At 42.1% G+C, this 22079-nt stretch carries 14 protein-coding genes; 8 read left to right on the top strand and 6 right to left on the bottom strand.

From position 1 onward, the window contains the following. Positions 1 to 14: 14 nt before the first annotated feature. Both NXV01_RS22845 and uvrA read right to left on the bottom strand, forming a co-directional pair. Entirely contained in the window at positions 15 to 1532 is a 1518-nt protein-coding gene (locus tag NXV01_RS22845; RefSeq protein ID WP_148364667.1) for a sigma-70 family RNA polymerase sigma factor, read from the bottom strand. 315 nt (positions 1533 to 1847) lie between these two features. Continuing rightward, positions 1848 to 4619, bottom strand: a complete 2772-nt coding sequence (gene uvrA, locus NXV01_RS22840; RefSeq protein WP_259023264.1) for an excinuclease ABC subunit UvrA — start codon at positions 4617 to 4619, stop codon at positions 1848 to 1850. A 16-nt stretch (positions 4620 to 4635) separates the two neighbouring features. Here uvrA and NXV01_RS22835 point away from each other — a divergent pair, with 16 nt between their 5' ends. Continuing rightward, entirely contained in the window at positions 4636 to 6222 is a 1587-nt protein-coding gene (locus NXV01_RS22835) for a glycoside hydrolase family 10 protein (RefSeq protein WP_195650598.1), read from the top strand. A gap of 85 nt (positions 6223 to 6307) precedes the next feature. On the opposite strand, the gene NXV01_RS22830 is transcribed toward NXV01_RS22835, so the two are convergent. From NXV01_RS22830 to purL, 4 genes are all read right to left on the bottom strand, one after another. Beyond that, positions 6308 to 6856 carry a chromate transporter gene (locus NXV01_RS22830; RefSeq protein ID WP_074637856.1) on the bottom strand — a complete coding sequence of 183 codons (549 nt, stop codon included), beginning with the start codon at positions 6854 to 6856 and terminating at the stop codon, positions 6308 to 6310. A gap of 127 nt (positions 6857 to 6983) precedes the next feature. Then, complete coding sequence (locus tag NXV01_RS22825; protein WP_074637854.1) at positions 6984 to 7526, bottom strand: chromate transporter; 543 nt, start codon at positions 7524 to 7526, stop codon at positions 6984 to 6986. Next, positions 7523 to 11527 carry a response regulator gene (locus tag NXV01_RS22820; protein ID WP_148364670.1) on the bottom strand — a complete coding sequence of 1335 codons (4005 nt, stop codon included), beginning with the start codon at positions 11525 to 11527 and terminating at the stop codon, positions 7523 to 7525. Before NXV01_RS22820 ends, NXV01_RS22825 begins: the two co-directional genes overlap by 4 nt. A gap of 268 nt (positions 11528 to 11795) precedes the next feature. Then, entirely contained in the window at positions 11796 to 15500 is a 3705-nt protein-coding gene (purL, locus tag NXV01_RS22815) for a phosphoribosylformylglycinamidine synthase (protein ID WP_148364671.1), read from the bottom strand. A gap of 258 nt (positions 15501 to 15758) precedes the next feature. Between purL and NXV01_RS22810 the strand changes: the two genes are divergently transcribed. The 7 genes from NXV01_RS22810 (at position 15759) to NXV01_RS22780 (ending at position 22059) form a co-directional block, all read left to right on the top strand. Further along, the gene (locus tag NXV01_RS22810) at positions 15759 to 16412 is read left to right on the top strand and encodes a LysE family translocator (protein WP_008774798.1); all 654 of its coding nucleotides are present in this window, start codon (positions 15759 to 15761) and stop codon (positions 16410 to 16412) included. Positions 16413 to 16422: 10 nt separating this feature from the next. After that, positions 16423 to 16968: a DUF4924 family protein gene (locus NXV01_RS22805; protein ID WP_008774797.1), complete on the top strand. Its 546-nt coding sequence runs from the start codon at positions 16423 to 16425 to the stop codon at positions 16966 to 16968. Beyond that, the gene (gene rfbD, locus NXV01_RS22800) at positions 16969 to 17829 is read left to right on the top strand and encodes a dTDP-4-dehydrorhamnose reductase (protein ID WP_004300950.1); all 861 of its coding nucleotides are present in this window, start codon (positions 16969 to 16971) and stop codon (positions 17827 to 17829) included. It begins immediately after the preceding gene. Positions 17830 to 17905: 76 nt separating this feature from the next. Further along, a complete protein-coding gene (locus tag NXV01_RS22795) occupies positions 17906 to 19480 on the top strand; it encodes a peptide chain release factor 3 (RefSeq protein WP_008025990.1) in 1575 nt (524 codons plus the stop codon). 77 nt (positions 19481 to 19557) lie between these two features. After that, a complete protein-coding gene (locus NXV01_RS22790) occupies positions 19558 to 20148 on the top strand; it encodes an RNA polymerase sigma factor (protein WP_008999793.1) in 591 nt (196 codons plus the stop codon). A gap of 10 nt (positions 20149 to 20158) precedes the next feature. Further along, positions 20159 to 20998, top strand: a complete 840-nt coding sequence (locus NXV01_RS22785; RefSeq protein WP_148364673.1) for a FecR family protein — start codon at positions 20159 to 20161, stop codon at positions 20996 to 20998. 800 nt (positions 20999 to 21798) lie between these two features. Next, entirely contained in the window at positions 21799 to 22059 is a 261-nt protein-coding gene (locus NXV01_RS22780; protein WP_148364674.1) for an OadG family protein, read from the top strand. The last annotated feature ends 20 nt before the right edge of the window (positions 22060 to 22079 follow it).

Genomic DNA, 22079 nt, shown 5'->3' with positions numbered 1-22079 from the left:
TGATCGTTCTTTTTTTACCAGGATAGGCGAATACCTATAGGTAATGTCACATCGAATGGCTTTGTAGTCCTAATTGTATTTAGTGTACTTCCATTATTAAAGTAGTAGCGTAAATTAGGTTCTGCATAGATTCCGATAGAAGATGTTATATGATACTGGATTCCTATACCAAAATCTGCCGACCACTGTAAACGTGGATATAGATTACTCATCTTTTGATATATAATTTGCCCATTATCTGATGTGAGTTCTTCTAATGTTGCTCTTACAGGTATATCCAAAGTTATTCCTGCGGAAGTATATATGGAGAATCTTTTTTGTTTCCATATATTGAAAGAACCTTTGAATGGGATTCCTATATAACTGATTTTCTGTACTTTTTCTAAATAGGAATCGTTGATGATAGTGAAATCAGAACGTAAGTATGTATACCGTACTCCGGTTTCTATGCCCCAATGTTCATTTATATTCTTACGCACCGAAAGTGATAGCGTAATGGGAATATGATGATATGATTTTTCTACTACCTCTTTGGAATCTCCGGATGAAATATCACCGGGGATTCTTGAGCGTTGAGTGTTGGTTTGTTTTTCTCCTCCTGAATAAGATAAAGCTAATGACCAATTCTTTTTATCGTTGGAAAGTTGTTTGATTGTATAAGCGGAATAATGTTCTTGCTGCTTTGGGGTATCTTGCTTTTCTGTTATTTGATGATAAAAAGAGTTTATGCTGTCTTTCTCTTCTGTAGCACTGTCTTGCAAAATAACCTTTTGTGTGGATAAATTTCTTATAGGTTCGGAATGTACATACTTGGGAGGAGCAGACACATAATCTTGGCTCAAAACAGTTTTTATGGAATCTTTTAATAATATATTTGCAATTTCGTGTTCTTTCTCTTTCTGTGTAATTGCTATATTTTGTTTTGTAATGATAGTATTCTTAGATATATATAGCCATATTTGTATAGAAATAATAGATGATAATATAAATAATCCTATGACAATGCGGTATTGGGAGATGAGCTTGCGTAGCATATCCTTTGCTCTTGACAATTGCGATGAGGAAGAATGAGGGGCTATGTTTAATAATAAACTAATCTCTTTGTGAGACAATCCTTCTAATATGGCTAATTTGAAAACTGTGCTATATCCCTCCGGGAGTGATTCTATCATTCTGAGCATCGTTTTGTAAGGTGGAAAATCATTGGATGGGAATGTATCCACAGGGTCTTCTTCCTCACTTATTTCTTCTAAAGAGATTGTAGTCATCGAATTGCGCTGTTTTAAATATCTTAAAGATATATTTTTCATTATCGTCCCCATCCAATGCTCTAATTTTTCAGGAGAATGTAAGGAATCTATAGATGTGTAGATGATAATAAAACCGTCATGTAAGAGGTCTTGTGCTATTTGTTTGTCAGAGACATAATGAAAGCAAATTTTTATCATCTTATCGGCATAGGTTTGGTAAAGCCAGCTTAAAGTTCGCTCATCTCCTTTTTTACACAATTCTACAAGTTCCTTTTTGTTCATATGTTTTATTATCTGTACAACACTCTATAATAAATATGATACACAAAAATTAAAAAGACTGCATGTCTTTTGCTATTTTAACATTTATATTCTTTGCTTTTAGTGGTGAGGGGAAGATGCAGTACGTCAGGATATGGACGGTCTGAGAATTGTTTATAGCCTTTGCTTACCTGAGTGTTGATCGACTTGTTTGTGTTAAGAAGTAAAGATGCAATTGGGGTAAAAAATGAGAGCAAGATTTTGTACATATCTACCAAAAGTAGATAGTACAAAGATCTTGTATATGTAGGGAGAAATACAACGAAATAATAATGCTTATCCCAGTTTTTCTTTCAGGAACTGTCCTGTATAGCTTGCTCCGCAAGCGGCAACTTCTTCCGGAGTGCCCACTGCTACAATGTTTCCGCCCTTATCTCCACCTTCCGGTCCGAGATCGATTACATAATCGGCACATTTGATGACATCCATATTATGTTCGATGATAACGATGCTGTGTCCCCGGCGAATCAGTGCGTCGAAAGCATCCAGAAGTTTGCGAATATCATGGAAGTGTAGTCCTGTAGTCGGCTCGTCAAAGATAAACATCGTGGGGTCGGCTTTCTCCTGGCTCAAATAGAATGCCAGTTTGACACGTTGGTTCTCACCACCGGAAAGAGTCGAAGATGACTGCCCTAATTTAATATATCCCAATCCTACATCCTGCAAAGGAAGCAGCTTCTTTACGATTTTCTTTTGTCCATGTTCATTGAAGAATTCAATGGCTTGATTCACGGTCATTTCCAATACATCATAGATGCTTTTATCGTGGAATTTCACTTCCAGCGTATCAGACTTGAACCGTTTTCCATGACAAGATTCACACTCCAGTACCAAGTCTGCCATAAATTGCATCTCTACAGTAATGGTTCCTTCCCCTTTACACTCTTCGCAACGCCCGCCTTCACTGTTGAAGCTGAAGAATCCGGGAGTATACCCCATTTGTTTAGCTAGTGGTTGTTCAGACCATAGTTTACGGATTTCGTCGTAAGCCTTGATGTAGGTCACCGGATTAGAACGTGATGATTTACCAATAGGATTCTGGTCTACAAATTCTACATTTCGCAGGTCGCGCAAACTTCCTCCGATTGAAGAGAATTCTCCCGGTCGGTCACTGCATTCATCCAATTCGCGTTTCAATGCCCGGAAGAAAATGTCTCTCACCAATGTACTCTTTCCGGAACCGGAAACACCGGTAACGACTGTCATTACATTAAGTGGGATGCGTACGTTTACTCCTTTCAGGTTATTCTCACGTGCACCTTTCAATTCTATATAATTATTCCACGGCCGGCGATGCTCCGGAACGGGAATTTCATCTTCTCCCAAAAGATAACGTACCGTATAGCTGTTGCTTCCCTTCTTCAAATCCTTCATATCGCCTTGGTAAACAACCTCTCCACCCAGACGTCCTGCATTAGGACCTATATCAATAATGTAATCTGCGGCACGGATAATCTCTTCATCGTGCTCTACCACCACTACTGTATTGCCTAATTGTTGTAGTTGACGCAACACATGGAGCAGACGGTCCGTATCACGGCTATGCAGTCCGATACTTGGCTCGTCGAGAATATAAAGGCTACCAACAAGGCTACTTCCCAGTGAAGTTGCCAGATTGATACGCTGACTTTCTCCACCCGATAAAGAATTACTAAGCCGGTTCAAAGTCAGATAGCCCAAACCTACATCAATTAGAAAACGAATCCGGCTATTTATTTCAACCAGGATACGTCGGGATACATTGCTGTCGTGCTCGTCCAATTCCAGATGATCGAAAAATTGCTTCAGCTCTGTGATAGGCAAATCCACCAGTTCGGAAATGTTTTTTCCACCTACTCGAACATATCCGGCTTCCGGTTTCAGGCGAGTGCCGTGGCATTTCGGGCAAAGTGTCTTTCCGCGGTAACGTGCCAGCATTACCCGATATTGTATCTTATATTGATTCTCTTCCAGCATCTTGAAGAAATCATTGATGCCATGGAAATATTGATTGCCTTCCCAAAGCAAACGGCGTTGCGCATCTGTCAACTCATAATAAGGAGTGAAAATAGGGAAGTCGAATTTATCCGCATTGTGAATCAGTTCTTCTTTCCATTCACCCATCTTTTCACCTCGCCAGCACACGATAGCACCTTCATATACGGATAAGGAACGATCCGGAACAACTAAATGCTCATCAATACCGATCACTTTACCGAATCCTTCACATACGGGACAAGCACCGATAGGAGAGTTGAATGAAAACATCTGGTCATTAGGCTCTTCAAAGGTGATACCGTCTGCTTCGAATTTAGTGCTGAAAGTATGTAACTTCGTAGTTCCGTCTGATAGATAAAAACGCAGCATACAGGTTCCGTCACCTTCATACATGGCTGTTTCGGCAGAATCGGTCAGTCGACTGATGGCGTCCTTGCTGTTGGCAACAGCCATACGGTCTACCAGTAGATATACTTCATTACCTGTCACAGGCGTATATTCATCGATACGCTTCATCTCCCCGTTCACTTCGATACGGTTGAACCCTTGTTTCAGGTCTATCTCCAGTTGCTGTTGCAAGGTGCGGTCTTCACGCAGGCGGATAGGTGTCAGTACCGTATATCTTGTACCTTCCGGGTATGAGAGCATGCAGTTGACAATGTCTTCTGTAGAGTGTTTCTTCACTTCTTGTCCGCTGATGGGACTATATGTTTTCCCTACCCGTGAATATAACAGGCGTAGATATTCGTAAATTTCAGTCGAGGTGCCCACGGTAGAACGGGGATTACGGCTGTTCACTTTCTGTTCGATAGCAATGGCGGGAGGAATTCCTTTGATAAAGTCACATTCCGGCTTGCTCATTCGCCCCAGGAACTGACGCGCATAACTGCTTAGACTCTCCACGTAGCGGCGTTGTCCTTCTGCATAGAGAGTATCAAAAGCGAGAGATGATTTTCCCGAACCCGATAATCCGGTGATGACAACAAGCTTGTTGCGGGGAATATCTACATCGATGTTTTTTAGGTTGTTGACGCGTGCGCCTTTGATCGAAATATAGTTGTTTTCTGACATAAAATACTCCTTTTTTATGGTAGTCGGCAAAGTTAGCGAATTTATCGGGAGTTTGTATTATCTTTGCGTCACATTATTACGATTTAAGAATATTATGAAGCTGAAAAACTATCTTTTACTTTTAGCTCTTCTTCTGGTGGTAGGAGTGAGGGCGCAGGTGCCGTCAGGCAATAAATATCCTAAACGTGAATTCCGTGGAGCATGGATACAAGCTGTTAACGGTCAGTTTCGTGGCATTCCTACAGAGAGATTGAAACAAATATTGATTAGTCAATTGAACTCTCTTCAGGAAGCCGGCATTAACGCAATCATCTTTCAGGTACGCCCTGAAGCAGATGCATTATACGCTTCCCAGCATGAGCCGTGGAGCCGTTTCCTGACAGGAACGCAAGGTCAGACACCTTCCCCTATGTGGGATCCGATGCAGTTTATGATTGAAGAATGTCAGAAACGGAATATGGAATTTCATGCCTGGATCAATCCTTACCGCGTGAAGACCTCATTAAAGAACAAGTTGGCACCGGAACATATTTATCACCAGCATCCGGAATGGTTTGTTACTTATGGCGATCAGCTATATTTCGATCCGGCACTTCCCGAAAGTCGTGAACATATCTGCAAAATTGTGACCGATATTGTGTCTCGTTATGATGTAGATGCTATTCACATGGATGATTATTTCTATCCTTATCCGGTTAATGGGTTGGATTTTCCGGATGATGCAAGTTTCGCCCGTTACGGTGGAGGTTTCACCAATAAGGCAGATTGGCGTCGTAGTAATGTGAATGTGTTGATAAAGAAGCTTCATGAAACGATTCGTGGCATCAAGCCATGGGTGAAGTTCGGTATTAGTCCGTTCGGTATTTATCGTAATCAGAAAAGCGATCCGTTGGGAAGTAACACCAATGGTTTGCAGAACTATGATGATCTTTATGCCGATGTGCTTCTTTGGGCACGTGAAGGATGGATTGATTATAATATTCCGCAAATTTATTGGGAGATTGGTCACAAGGCTGCCGACTATGAGACATTGGTGAAATGGTGGGCTACTCATTCGGAAAACCGGCCGTTATTTATCGGCCAGTCAGTGCCAAAGACTGTTCAGTTTGCCGATCCGCAGAATCCTTCTATCAATCAGCTTCCCCGTAAGATGGCTTTGCAACGTGCTTACCAAACAATCGGAGGAAGCTGTCAATGGTATGCAGCAGCTGTTGTTGAGAATCAGGGTAGATATCGTGATGCTTTAATCAGTGAATATCATAAATATCCTGCTTTGATTCCAGTCTTTGATTTTATGGATGATAAAGCTCCGGGCAAGGTACGTAAGATGAAAAAAGTATGGACAGAAGATGGTTATATCCTTTTCTGGACAGCTCCGAAAGCTGATACAGAGATGGATAAGGCAGTTCAATATGTAGTCTATCGTTTTGACAGTAAAGAAAAGGTGAATTTGGACGATCCTTCCCATATTGTAGCTATCACGCGTAATCCATTCTACAAACTTCCTTATGAAACAGGAAAAACGAAATGCCGTTATGTAGTGACAGCTTTAGACCGCTTGCATAATGAATCCAAATCTGTAAGTAAGAAGTTAAAACTTTGATTATTTGATAGTTGATAGTTGATAATTGAAAGTGACTATGCAGCATAGCGCAGCTAACTATCAATTATCACCTATCAACTATCAACTAATAAAGTAGTAGCCCTGCAATGCCGCAGCCGATAATCATTAATATCGGATTGGCTTTGTATTTTCTTGTTCCGATGAAAGCGATCAGGAATATAATGATACTGATGACGAACGAATAAGTATCTTTCGTAGGCGAACCGAAATTCTCCACATTCATTAATACTAGCGCAGCGGAAGCGAGTAGTCCTACTACTGCCGGGCGTAGCCCGTCGAAGATAGATTCCACCACAGGATGTTTCTGATACCTTAAAAAGAACTTGCTAATGGTCAGCATCAAGATAAAAGAGGGGAGGACCACTGCAAAAGTTGCAATGATGGAACCCCAAACACTTCCGGTAGAAGTAAACCCTACATAGGTCGCTGCATTAATGCCGATAGGTCCCGGAGTCATCTGACTGATTGCTACAATATCAGTAAACTCCTGTGAACTCACCCATCCGTAACGGGTAACCACTTCACCTTGAATCATGGAAAGCATGGCGTACCCACCTCCGAAACCAAAGAGGCCAATTTTGAAAAATGTATAGAATAACTGTAGGTAAATCATGTGATTAATAATTTATTATATAATAATTTTAGGCACGGATTACACGGATTTCGCAGTTTTTGGAATTATGAATCTGTAAAATAACAGCGTTAATCCGTGTAATCCGTGCCTTCTCAACTCTCCTTTCTTAGCTCTTGACTTTTCTAAGTTTTCCCCACAGGAATCCTCCTACACCGGCAGCAATGATAATCCAGATAGGGGAGAAGCCCAACAGCCAGATTAATAATGCCGAGACAACAGGAATCCACAGATTGTAGCGGTTGATTTTAGCGGATCGTCCCATGGTAAATGTCGGTGCCGCGATGAGTGCCACCACTGCCGGGCGGATTCCTTTAAAAATACGTTCCACTATCGGATTGTCTTGGAAACTATGAAAGAACAGGGCGATAGCTAATATAATAATGAAAGACGGCAAAATAGTACCCAATGCTGTGATAATACTTCCCCGGATGCCACGCAGCTTATATCCTATGAAGATAGAAATATTGACTGCCAGAATTCCCGGAGCGGATTGGGAGATAGCCAACAGGTCTATAAAATCTTCCTGCGCAATCCATTTTCGCTTGGTGACAATTTCATTTTCAATCAGTGGCACCATTGCATACCCTCCTCCAATGGTAAAGGCGCCTATTTTAAAAAAGATTCCAAATGCTTCGAGATAAATGTTCATTCTTTCTTTTCTCCTCCTTCCTTACTAGCTGTTTTTTTCTCTTTGCCATACTGGCTGGGACTTACATTAAAATGCTTCTTAAATACTTCGCGGAAGTACTTGGCATCACTGAATCCCGTCATTTCTGCAATTTCTGTTATGCTATGTGTGTCTTCTTTTAGTAATTGTACGGCACGTTTCAGACGAATCAATCGGATATAATCTCCCGGTGCCTGATCGGTTAGCGCCCTTAATTTGTTGTAGAAGCTTGTGCGACTCATTCCCATCAGGCTGCATAACACATCTACTGTGAGAGCCGGATTGTCGATGTTGTCTTCCACATTCTTTTTAACGTTTGCAATAAACTTCCAGTCAATATCCTGTGAACAGTTGATGCAGTCTTCGTCATTTTCCTCATCATTCAGATCCAGATTTGCGTATTTGCTGCGCAAGAGTGCACGATTAGCCAACAGATTGGCCACATTTGCTTTCAGTATACCAATGTTGAATGGCTTCACAACGTATTCATCCGCACCAATCTGAAGTCCCGAGAGAATATCTTTTTCATTATTCAAAGCAGTCAGCAGGATAACGGGGATGTGGGAAGTCTCGATATTGTTCTTGATAGCCTGGCATAATTCATCACCCCGCATTTCCGGCATCATAATGTCTGAAATAACCAGCTCCGGCTTGTACTCGGGAATAATCGTCAGTGCTTCTTTTCCATTGGAACAAACCTGTACGACATATTCTTCGGATAACGTTTGCGACAGATAGTTGCGCAACTCATCATTATCTTCCACAATTAAGATACGACGATGATTTATGTTCTCTTTCTTCTGTGCGTTTTCGTAGATTTCAGGCGATGAAGACGGAACGTTTTCGATTTCTATACGCTGTTTGCTCGGAGTTGCCAGATGTGCTTTCCGGAAACGCTTGCTGTCTTTGGGGAACGTTATTTTGATAACTGATCCCTGGTTTTCGATACTTGACAGATTAATCTTTCCTTTGTGCAAACGGACTAACTTCCATACAAGCATCAGACCGATACCACTTCCTGTTACTTTGGAGTTAATGGCATTGCTGCCGCGGAAATGGAGCTTGAACAGCTTCTTTTGTTCGTTAGCCGGAATTCCGATTCCTGTGTCTCTGACTTCCACACTCCATGAATCTGTTGTTTCAGAAACGAAAACCTGTACATTTCCATTTTCGGGAGTATATTTCAATGCATTCGAAATGATGTTCTTAAAAATAGACTCCATTTTCTCTTTATCAAACCATACATTCATATACCTGAAATTACTTTCATAAGTGAAGTTGATATGTTTGATGTTGGCGTACTGCTGAAATGCATTGAATATTTCATTCATAAACGTGTTTAGTTCATGCTCTGAAATATATAGCTCGGAAGAATATACGTCCGCTCTCTCAAAGTTGATAAGATTGGTCGTCAGGCGTAGCAGGGCATTTACGTTTCGTAATGCCGTATTCATGTTCGAAATCCCTTCTTTGCTCAACTCCTCTTTCTCGCGTAGCTCTTCCAAAGGTGCTTTGATAAGGGTCAATGGGGTACGGATATCATGCGCTGTATTGATAAAGAAATGTATTTTCTCATCGGAGACTTTGCGTTGCTTCCTCAAAATCAGTATACGCAATAGGACGATGGCAATGAGACAAAGGATAGCTGTATAAACCAGCATGGCCCAGAATGTCAGCCAGAAAGGTTGGGCTATGATAATATCCATACTTCTTTCTTCAAGCATGATGCGTTTGTCTTCATTGGAGATGGCACGTACCCTTAGCGTATATTTGCCCGGGGCAAGATTGGTGTAACGAATCGTGTTCTCTGTTCCGGGTTTGCTCCATTTATCATAGAAACCTTCTAGCCTCCAAGAGTAAAGAATATTGGAAGGATAGTCATAGTTGATGGAAGAAACCTGCAAAGAGAATATGTTTTGATTGTATTTTAACTTTAGTACCTTTGTATCATTGATGCTTGCTTTCAACGGAGAATCCTCATCACCCGGATAGATTGTTTGATAAAAAAGCTTGAAATCGCTGAAAATCATTTTAGAAGAATAACTTCTGGGCAATTTCATATCCTTGTCAAATTCCACTGCTCCGTCAGAACTGCCTAAAATGAATTTATTGTTTTTCCGTAACGTACCTGATAGCGCATTGAAATGGGTGGTCATCAATCCCATATCTTTGGTCCAGTTATAGAATTTTTTCTCATTGGGATAAAAACTTGTCAATCCGCTTTCTGTACTCATGATTATATCTTTGTCCGCATCCGATAATATGGTATAGATATTATTGGATATCAAAGCACAGTTTTCCGTGTGGTAATGAGTGAACAGTTTTTTATTAATATCGTAAATCAATAGTCCCGACCCGCTGGTACCTATATACAATGAACCGTTTTTTGCTTGGTACAGGGAATAGATATAGCTCGACTCTACCGGAAGTTTTATGCGCTCGAATTTTCCGGATTCTTTATCTAAAAGACATAGGCCGGTGGCACTACCGATCCACATACTTTTTTCATCTTTCTCAACGATGGCGGTAATGGAATTTAATCCATCATAAAACCGTACTTCCTGCGTCTTCAGATTAATACGCTTGAGGTTGTAGAATCCTCCCGACCAGATATAACCCTGCATATCTGTACGAATATCACGTATATATTTATCCGGTCGCTTGTTTGTATGAGTGTACAAAGGCGGCATGAAATAGCTGACACTGAACGTTTTCTTATCTATCTGGTAAGCACCGGAAGAGTACCCGCCTGCCCAGATAATTCCGGGAGCCACTTCGCATATAGTAAGAAAGATATGGCTTTTATTACCTTGCGACTCTTCAAAAGCACTAAGCACCGATCGCCATTGTCCGGTCTTTGAATTAAAAAAACTGATGCCATTGTTCGTTGCAAACCATAAATCTCCCTCTCTGTCTTCAATAATGGCATTTACTTGATCGTTGATTAAAGACTGTTTATTACCGATGGAGTGCTTAATCCATTTGTAGCTCGTATAACGGTTGTTTTGTATCGTGATTCCGATGGGATAATTAGCCAGCCATATCCGTTCTTCATCATCCACAAAAATGTCATTGATACTGTTACCGTTCATGCCACAATTACTGTTATAATCAGCCACAATTTCGGGTACTATTTGATAAGTATCCATATTTATTTTGTGTACTCCTCCGCCATCGGTAGCTATTAATAACTCTTTGTCATTTAGCGGCTTGAACCGTGTGATACTGATATCTTTCAGGTTATAATCCGGTCGTATGACGGATTTGGTATTCATATCATAAACCATAATTCCCCGCAAGAAAGTGCCGATGAATAGTTTCCGAATCTTTTTGTCGAAGTGTAAATCGCTTACTTGGGCTTTCACGCTCTCCAACTTATCGCAATTGATAAGTTTCAATGCGTTGTTTTCTAATTGGGCATAATGAATCCCCATTTCCGTACCGATGAAGAAATGCGATTCGTCTATTTGTTCAATATCAGTGATTTCTTCACTTATATCATTCTTTATATGGGTGACTTGTTTGGTGTCCGTATTATAGAGAAAGATAGTATCTTTATTGCATAGCCAGATGTGTTTGTTCTGGTCGAGCCAGGCATAAGTGACCGGGTCCGGCTGTTCGCTGAAACTTTCCATCGGTAATTTATATACAAGACTGAAGCAGTCGTGAATCTGGTCATACCGGAATACTTTTCCTTTTTTTCCGATTTCCCATAAGACTCCTTCCTGATCAATATAAAGCCAGTTTAGATTTAACAGAGAGTTCACTTCTGCGTCACCATCCATTAACTTATATCGTTTAAACTCTTTTCCATTGTATCGATCAATACCTTCGTGCGTGAGGAACCACATGTATCCGGTTTTATCTTTTTGAATGCAGTAAACCCGCCGGTTACTTAACCCATCCTCCACTCCGAGATATCGATACGTCTGCGCGACACAAATTAGAGGAAACAATAAGATTAGAAAAAGCCATTTTTTCATACAAATAGGACTTTTAAGGGTTATTGAATCTTTTATGAGGGGGAAAGTTTGACAAAATTAAGAAGATTTTTTGATATTACAAAATTTTGATGAAAGATAACAGCGCTCCAAAAATGAAGAAAATAGACTATTTTATAACTATTTGTATATACTGTTTGTTTTCGGTATTTTGGTATCTATCAGAAGTCTTCCGGTAGAATGGAAAGTTCCGTAAAATAAGAGGCTGGCACTATTTAAAGTACCAGCCTCTGTAAAATATGGAAATGATTTATTTCATTTTCGCTTCCACCCACTTGCGGGCATTGACAAACGCTTCTATCCATGGAGTAACCTGATCGCTGTTCTTGCGGTCGGCCGGATAGCAACCGTTCTGCCATGGGAAGATGGAACGTTCCAAGTGAGGCATGATAGCCAAGTGGCGTCCGTCTGCGCTGGCCAGTGCTGCGATAGAATAATCGGAACCGTTCGGATTGCCCGGATATTCATCATAGCTATACTTCGCTACTACATTATATTTATCTTCGTCATATGGCAAAGAGAATTTTCCTTCTCCGTGAGCTACCCAGATACCCAGTTTGCTTCCACTTAAAGAGCCGAACATCACACTGCGGTTAGTCGGGATAGTAAGACCAAGGAAGCGTGATTCGAATTTGTGTGAATTGTTATGTAGCATTTTTCCTTTCTTCTTCAGTTCCGGGTTGATAAGATTGAGTTCCATCATCAGCTGGCAACCGTTGCAGACACCCAATGACAATGTATCTTCGCGTGCATAAAATTTATCCAATGCTTCTTTAGCTTTCGGGTTGAACAGGAATGCGCCTGCCCATCCTTTAGCAGAACCCAATACGTCGGAGTTAGAGAAACCGCCACAATAGACGATCATGTTTACATCTTCCAATGTTTCGCGTCCGCTGATGAGGTCGGTCATCGTCACGTCTTTCACGTCGAAACCTGCCAGGTAGAGTGAGTAAGCCATTTCGCGTTCGCCATTCGTACCTTTCTCACGGATGATAGCTGCACGGATACCGCTTGGAGTGCGACGGTCCGGAGTGATACCATATTGAGAAAGCTTGCCTTTGAATTCCGGCATGAAAGCGAATTCAACGGGCTGCATCTTGTAGTTCTCGAAACGTGCTTTAGCACAACCGTTCATAGATTGTTTGCGGTCGAGCAGGTAAGAAGAAGAATACCACACATCACGCATATAGTCGATACCGAATTGGTAAGTAGCTCCGTCTTTAGATACCAGGATGTGACGTTCATCAGTCGGTTTACCCAACTTCATATAGCCTACGCCGGCATCTTCCAGAATCTTCTTCACTTCATCCTTATGCTTGTCGCTGATCTGGATAACGATACCCGGATTTTCAGCAAACAGAATCTTAACGATATCCTGTTCTTTCATCTTGTCGAGGCTGATTTCCATACCGCCTTCTACATTAGAGAAGCACATTTCGAGCAATGTAGTGATCAAACCACCGGCAGAGATATCGTGTCCTGCAAGAATCAATCCTTTGTTGACAAGTTCCTGTACGGCAAGGAAAGCATCACGGAAATATTCGGCATCTTGTACGCAAGGTACTTCGTCACCAACTTTACCCAGAGATTGTGCAAAAGCCGAACCACCCAGTTTCAGTTCATCGAAGCTGAAGTCAATATGATAAAGCGTAGTCTTTTCATTGTTAACCAATACCGGAGATACCACTTTCTTCACGTCGGAAACTTCACCACCGGCAGAAACAATCACAGTTCCCGGAGAAATCACTTTCTCGCCGTTCGGATACTTCTGTGTCATAGACAGAGAGTCTTTTCCGGTAGGAACATTGATCTGCAGCGCGCAACAGAAATCGCTTAAAGCTTTTACAGCTGTGTAAAGACGGGCATCTTCACCTTCTTGAGAGCGGCAAGGCCACATCCAGTTGGCAGACAGTGAAATGCTATCCATACCTTCCGCCATTGGAGCCCAAACAAGATTGGTCAGCGCTTCGGATACAGAAAGAATAGAGCCGGCAGCCGGATCAGCCAATGCTGCTTGCGGAGCATGTCCGATAGAGGTAGCGATACCTTTCTCGCCACGGTAGTCGAGTGCTACGACACCGCAGTCGCTCAACGGCAACTGAAGTTCACCCTGACATTGCTGACGAGCCACTTTGCCTGTAACCGAACGGTCTACCTTGTTTGTCAACCAGTCTTTGCAGGCTACAGCTTCAAGCTGCAATACATTCGTCAGATATTCATGTAGTTTAGACAATTCGTATTTCGGCATTTCATAATGACGTTCTACGGTCTTGTCTACCATATAGGTTTTGGGAGAAGAACCGAACATCTGTTCTACGGCAAGGTCGAACGGACGTACACCGTCAGCCTGTTGGAAAGCGAAACGATGATCGCCGGTTGTTTCACCGACTACGTACATTGGAGCGCGTTCGCGTTCGGCAATCTTACGTACATGTTCAATAGCCTCTTCTTTAATCAGCAGACCCATACGTTCCTGACTTTCGTTAGCGATGATTTCTTTGGCAGACAAAGTCTTGTCGCCGATAGGCAACTTGCTCATATCGATCAAACCACCACATTCTTCCACGAGTTCGGACAGACAGTTTACGTGTCCGGCAGAACCGTGGTCATGGATAGAAACCACCGGATTCACCTCTTCTTCACAAAGAGCGCGTACTACGTTATTGGCACGTTTTTGCATTTCTGCGTTGGCACGTTGCACGGCATTCAACTCGATGCCACTGCTGTAACGACCGGTATCAACAGAAGATACGGAACCGCCACCCAGTCCGATACGGTAGTTGTCGCCACCGATAACCACTACTTTGTTTCCAGCTTCCGGTGTGCCTTTCAGGCAGTCACGTTGTGTACCGTAACCAACACCACCGGCAAGCATGATTACTTTGTCGTAACCATAAACTTCTTTGTTTTCTGTATGTTCGAAAGTCAGTACCGAACCGCAGATCAGCGGTTGGCCGAACTTGTTACCGAAGTCGGAAGCACCATTGGATGCTTTGATTAGAATCTGTTCCGGAGTCTGGTATAGCCATTTGCGTACCGGAAGAATCTCTTCCCATTCGCGTCCTTCTTCTGTGCGTGGATAAGAAGTCATGTAGACTGCAGTACCTGCAATCGGCCATGAACCTTTACCACCACCCATACGGTCGCGGATTTCGCCGCCGGTACCGGTAGAAGCACCATTGAATGGCTCAACAGTAGTAGGGAAGTTATGAGTTTCCGCTTTCAGTGAGATAACACTCTTGATGTCCTTTACTTGGAAGAAATCAGGTTTTGAATGATCTGCCGGAGCAAACTGTTCCACAACCGGACCTTCAGCGAAGGCTACGTTATCTTTATAAGCAGAGATTATTTTATTCGGATTTTCCTGTGTAGTCTTTTTAATCATCTGGAACAGGGAAGATTCCTGCTCTACGCCGTCGATGATAAACGTTCCGCCGAAAATTTTGTGGCGGCAGTGTTCGGAGTTGATTTGTGCGAAACCGAATACTTCAGAGTCGGTCAGCTTCCGTCCGAGGTCCTTTTCTACTTTCTTCAGGTAGTCCATTTCTTCTTTGGAAAGAGCCAAACCTTCTTTTTCGTTGTACACTTCGAGATCTTCAATGTAGATGATCGGTTCCGGCTGACGGTTTGTCGTGAATACGTTTTGGTCGAGTCCTTTGTACATGCGTTGGAGCATCGGGTCGTAATCGGCATTTTCGTCCTTAACAGGGAAGTACTCCTCGATGCGGCTTATGCCTTCGAGCCCCATGTTTTGGGTGATTTCTACTGCGTTTGTACTCCAGGGAGTGATCATTTCGCGGCGTGGGCCAACGAAACAGCCTTTCAGGTTTTCTTCACTTTCCATCACGGCTTCGCCAAAAAGCCAGCAGAGTTTATTACTTTCGTCAGGGGTGAGCTGATGGTTGCTCTCTACGGCAATCACGCTCTTGGAAGGGGTTCTGAAAAAAAGAATCATGTTGTATATTTACGATTTTACGATTTACGATTTTACGATTGAAGTTCCTGCAGGAGAAACTCTTCTCTTTTTCTGTGGCGCAAAGATAATCAATTTCGTTGGTGGTAGGAAAAAAATAGAGAATAAATTCCTATACCTTATTTAATATGTTTATTTTCGATGTACGTTTTACTTATTATCGCTATATATAGTGATTCTTGTGTGGAAAAAACGTTAATATACTATCCCCATATCACAAAAAAGTGCGATATTTGCGACATGATTCAGATAGAGACAATATTCGATATATTAGTGAAAGGCTTTATTATTGGCGTTGTTGTGTCCGCACCCCTCGGTCCGGTGGGCGTATTATGCATCCAGAGGACTTTGAATAAGGGGCGTTGGTATGGATTTGTAACAGGTCTGGGAGCCTCTTTGAGCGATATAGCATACGCTTTGCTCACCGGCTACGGGATGAGCTTTGTGTTCGATTATATTAATAAGAATATTTTCTATCTGCAATTATTGGGGAGCATCATGCTACTCCTTTTTGGTATATATACCTTTCGTAGCAACCCGGTGCAGTCCATTCGTCCGGCTTCCTCCAGCAAAGGTTCTTATTTCCATAACTTTATTACCGCATTTTTCGTCACTCTCTCCAATCCCTTGATAATCTTTCTGTTTATCGGACTTTTCGCCCGTTTTGCCTTTGTGCAGCCGGGGGTTCTGGTGTTCGAAGAGATTACAGGATATGTTGCTATTGCTATAGGGGCATTGACCTGGTGGTTGGGGATTACTTACTTTGTGAACAAAGTGCGCACTAAATTCAACTTGCGTGGTATCTGGATACTGAATCGTGTTGTAGGAAGTATTGTAATGCTGGTATCCCTTGCCGGACTGATTTTTACTTTGTTGGGAGAATCACTTTATTAAGAGATAACTTATGAATCAGATAGCACAACAACTGAAAGAGAAGAATATTGCCGAGTACCTTATATATATGTGGCAAGAGGAAGACTTGATCCGCGCCAATCATTGTGAACCGGAAGAGATGGAGGTAAATATAATTGCCCGTTATCCGGCAGATCAGCAGCCTGCCATGAGAGAATGGTATACCAACCTGATTACGATGATGAGTGAGGAAGGAGTACGGGAAAAAGGTCATTTGCAGATTAATAAGAATGTGATTATCAATCTGACAGAATTGCATAACGCATTGGCTTCTTCTCCTAAATTTCCTTTTTACAGTGCCGCCTATTTCAAGGCATTGCCGTTTATAGTAGAATTACGGAATAAAAACGGCAAGAAAGACGAGCCCGAATTGGAGACCTGTTTTGAGGCGTTGTATGGAGTGCTCCTGCTTCGTCTTCAAAAAAAGCCTATCAGTGAAGGTACTGCTAAGGCAGTGGAAGCTATCACTAGTTTCCTTTCTATGTTGGCAAACTATTATGATAAAGACCGTAAAGGTGAATTAAAACTGGATGAATAAATGAGAATTTTGGTAACGGGTGCCAACGGTCAGCTTGGCAATGAGATGCAGGTGCTTGCAAAAGAGAACCCGCAACATACGTATTATTTCACGGATGTAGAGGAGCTTAACATCTGTGACAAGCAAGCCGTTTGGGCTTATATCGCAGAGAAGCGGATTGAGCTTGTCGTGAACTGTGCCGCATATACGGCCGTAGATAAAGCGGAAGATAATTCGGAACTAGCCTATCAATTGAATTGCGAAGCACCGAAACAATTGGCAAGTGCGGCACAATTCAACGGAGCCGCCATGATACAGGTATCTACCGATTATGTCTTTGACGGTACTGCACACACTCCGTATACGGAGGATTGCGACCCTTGTCCGGACTCCGTATACGGCACCACCAAACTGGAAGGAGAATATGACGTGATGAATTATTGCGAGAAAGCAGTCGTAATCCGTACTGCATGGCTTTATTCCACTTTCGGCAATAATTTTGTGAAGACAATGATCCGTCTTGGAAAAGAGCGTGACAGTCTGGGAGTTGTTTTCGACCAGATCGGAACCCCGACTTATGCTAATGACCTGGCACGTGCCATCTATACCATTATAAATAAAGGTATAGTCCGCGGCATCTACCATTTCAGCAATGAAGGCGTTTGTTCCTGGTATGATTTCACAGTGGCTATTCATCGCTTGGCAGGAATAACCTCCTGCAAAGTGAAACCTCTGCATACAGCCGAATATCCTGCAAAGGCCAACCGTCCGGCATACTCTGTACTTGATAAAACAAAAATAAAAACAACATTTGGCATCGAAATCCCCCATTGGGAGGAAAGTCTCCAACGATGCCTGGAGAAATTGGAAATTAAAAATTGAGAGTTGAGAAATAAAAAAGAAACCACTTTGAGTATCATTTTTTAATTTCCAATTTTCAATTCTCAATTTAATAACTATGGCAGATAATACAGAAATTTTGAGACGGCGAACGTTCGCCATTATTGCGCATCCGGATGCCGGTAAGACATCATTGACGGAAAAGCTATTGCTTTTCGGTGGTCAGATACAGGTAGCAGGTGCTGTAAAGAGTAATAAGATAAAAAAGACGGCTACGTCCGACTGGATGGAAATCGAGAAACAACGTGGTATTTCGGTAACGACTTCCGTGATGGAGTTCGACTATCGGGATTATAAAATCAACATTCTCGATACTCCGGGTCACCAGGACTTTGCTGAAGATACATACCGCACACTGACTGCTGTAGACAGTGTTATCATCGTTGTAGACGGTGCGAAGGGGGTGGAAACGCAGACGCGTAAACTGATGGAGGTATGCCGCATGAGAAAGACTCCGGTAATAATCTTCGTCAACAAAATGGACCGTGAAGGAAAAGATCCGTTCGACTTGCTCGATGAACTCGAAGAAGAACTGATGATTCAGGTTCGTCCCTTGTCCTGGCCGATAGAGCAGGGAGCACGTTTCAAAGGAGTATACAACATCTACGAACAGAAACTGGACTTGTACCAGCCATCCAAACAGATGGTAACGGAAAAAGTGGCAGTCGATATTCATACGGAAGAACTGGATCAGCAGATTGGCAAGCCATTGGCAGACAAGCTGCGTGGTGATCTGGAACTGATCGAAGGTGTTTATCCCGAATTTGATTCGGAATCCTATCTCGCAGGAGATTGTGCACCTGTATTCTTCGGATCAGCGTTGAACAACTTCGGTGTGCAAGAGTTGCTGAACTGTTTCGTGGAGATAGCTCCCAGTCCTCGTCCCGTACAGGCAGAAGAGCGTGAAGTGAATCCCGACGAACCGAAATTCACCGGATTCATCTTTAAGATCACAGCCAATATTGATCCCAATCACCGTTCTTGTGTGGCATTCTGTAAGATTTGCTCCGGCAAGTTTGTCCGCAATGCTCCCTATGTGCACGTTCGTCATGGAAAGACCATGCGTTTTTCATCGCCCACCCAATTTATGGCACAGCGTAAAACAACGATTGACGAAGCCTATGCAGGAGATATTATCGGTCTGCCGGATAATGGTACCTTTAAGATTGGCGATACGCTGACAGAAGGTGAAATGCTTCATTTCCGCGGATTGCCGAGCTTCTCGCCGGAGATGTTCAAGTATATTGAAAATGCCGATCCGATGAAGCAGAAACAGTTGGCGAAAGGTATCGATCAGTTGATGGATGAAGGTGTGGCACAGTTGTTTGTCAATCAGTTCAATGGCCGTAAGATTATCGGTACGGTGGGACAGTTGCAGTTTGAGGTCATTCAGTACCGTTTGTTGAATGAATACAATGCGTCCTGTCGCTGGGAACCGGTAAGTCTTTATAAAGCCTGTTGGGTAGAAAGCGATGATCCCGCAGAACTGGAAGCCTTCAAGAAACGTAAATACCAGTATATGGCAAAGGATAGAGAAGGGCGCGATGTGTTCCTGGCAGACTCCGGTTATGTACTTCAGATGGCGCAGATGGACTTTAAACACATCAAATTCCACTTTACAAGTGAGTTTTAAAACATATTCCGTTGATTTTAACTAAAAAATCAGGTAAAAAAAGGAAAAACATATCTCATATAAATGAGTGAATAGAAATGAAGACACTATCCTGGGATAAAATTCAGCAAGGGGATGAAGAGGCATTCCGGCAGCTTTATGAGCAATATGCAGATTTACTGTATGGATATGGCATGAAGATAGCCGGTGATGAGACTCTGGTAACCGAGGCGATACAGTCGTTGTTTGTTTACATCTTTGAGAAAAGAGAAACTTGCGCGGCTCCTCAATCCATACCCGCTTACTTATGTGTTTCGTTGAGACACATGATAGTGAACGAACTGAAAAAGGAGAATAGTGGCTCATTAAAATCACTGGATGAAGTAGGCACAAATGAATATCAGTTTGATCTGGAGATTGATATTGAAACTGCTATTATCCGTTCAGAGTTAGAAAAAGAACAGCTAGAAGTTTTGCAGAAAGAGCTGAACAATTTGACAAAGCAACAGCGGGAGGTATTGTATCTTAAGTATTATAAGAAGATGAGTCCGGAAGAAATAGCCCAGGTGATGGGACTCACTTCACGTACGGTTTATAATACTACTCATATGGCTATCTCCAGTTTGCGGGAGCGTATGAGCAAATCTTTCTTGTTGTTGGTAGCAGCTAATTTGTGGATTTTTAATTGAGGTGTGAGATATGGAAAAGTGGACAGAATCTTTAGATAAATACTTAGAAGAAGGAAAACTTCCTCTGGTTGGCGAAATCTTTTCTCGTAAAAAAGAAATAGGTGATAAGCTGAAGTTGCAACGTGAGGAGAGCCATAAGATCGCCTTAAGCCGGAGAAGAAAGCAAGGTACGGGAAGAAGTTTCTCTTTTTCATGGGGAGCGGCAGCGGCAGTTGTCCTTCTTTTGGGGATAGGCGGTTACTTCCTGGCAGAAGAAAAGGTGGTGACTGATAATACGGCTATGAACTATGAATTTCCGGATGGCAGCACTGTGCAGGTGATGGAAAATTCCCGCCTGACTTACAATCATATCACATGGCTTTGGGAGCGCAAATTGCAACTGTTGGGTAAAGCCTCTTTTAATGTAACCAAAGGCAAGACATTCACCGTCCGTACAGAAGCCGGCGACGTGACCGTACTGGGAACGAAATTCCTCATCGATCAGCAGGGAAAGAAGATGACCGTCAACTGTGAGGAAGGAAGCGTGAAAGTCGAGACTGCTGTAGGTAAGCGTACATTGCTTGCCGGAGAAAGCGTGCATTGCGATGAGAACAAGATTGTGCCGGTAGAGAAAAAGGCAGAAGAATCGGAGTTCCCCGAGGTGTTGGGGTATGAAGACGATCCGCTGATAAATGTAGTGGCAGATATTGAACATATATTTAAGGTAACAGTCGTCGGGCACGAGAAGTGCGAGGGATTGACCTACAACGGGACGGTTTTGACGAAAGACCTGAACGCCACACTGGAAAAAGTCTTCGGCTCGTGTGGAATCAGTTATCAAATTCGAGGGAAAGAAATTATTTTGCAATAAAAAAAAGCCTCTTCTGGATAGTCAGGAGAGGTTTTTTTGTTTTTCTTCAAATTTTCTTCATTTTTTCTTGGTAAAAAACAAACGAATGCTTCTCTTTCTAATATAAGAGCTATTTAATGATGTTTGAAAAAAACGGTAGAATTGATTAGAAGATTAAATGTTGTAGAAGGAATTATCCGGCCATCTTCCTTATTAGGAATAAAGGCCGGAGCTCAAAACAAACAATAGAAAGCCTTGTAGTGAATAACAAGCTAAATTCAGAACAAACAATATTTCGAAAAGAAAACAAACTAGGGCTCAAAGCAAACAATAGACAGTGGGCAGATGAAAAATTCCTGCCGGAGACGTAGGTCAGAAATGGTTCCCTCACCAGGGTTATATGAGTTTTAGAAGGCTTGTTTTTCCCGATCAAACAAGTTGGCTTAAAAGGGTTTTTCAACTAGACTGCTACGCTAATTAAAAGAATGAAAGCCGTGATGGTGCATGAGAGGTTTAACAAGACCGGTTTTATCTGGTAATTTAATAGGTTAAGAAGAGGGTATGAAACCAGATGAGGGCTAAACCGGTTTATCATTGAGTATTTTTATTTAATAATTGTTTTATCAGAGTGTGAGAGAAAGTTGAGGGGCTTTCTCTCACATTTTTTTGTAATAAGTTTCTGCTCATAAATACCCTGATTATCAATCAGAGAAATGACAGTTTTATACATTATATTCCTTTCTTAATTTATTTTATAATAAAAATTTGGTATTTTCGAACGCTTTTTAGACGAACAACTTAAATTACTAATAGTTTATTATATGGAAAATATCGAAACAGCGATCCTGCTGATGGTGGTCGGAATGGCTACCGTGTTTGTTATTCTGCTGATTGTGATTTATTTAGGTAAGTTGTTGATTACATTGGTCAACAAGTACGCCCCCGAAGAAGTGGTTCCTGTGAAGCGGGAAGCACCGCGAGGTCCTACACCTGTTCCGGGAAATATTTTAGCAGCCATTACTGCTGCTGTGAATGTAGTGACACAGGGTAAAGGAAAAATCACTAAAGTAGAAAAATTATAAATCTATAAAGAATATCACTG

Source organism: Bacteroides sp. BFG-606, assembly GCF_024788145.1.
Classification (GTDB): Bacteria; Bacteroidota; Bacteroidia; order Bacteroidales; family Bacteroidaceae; genus Bacteroides; species Bacteroides vicugnae.
This window is presented reverse-complemented; position numbering and strand designations above follow the sequence as displayed.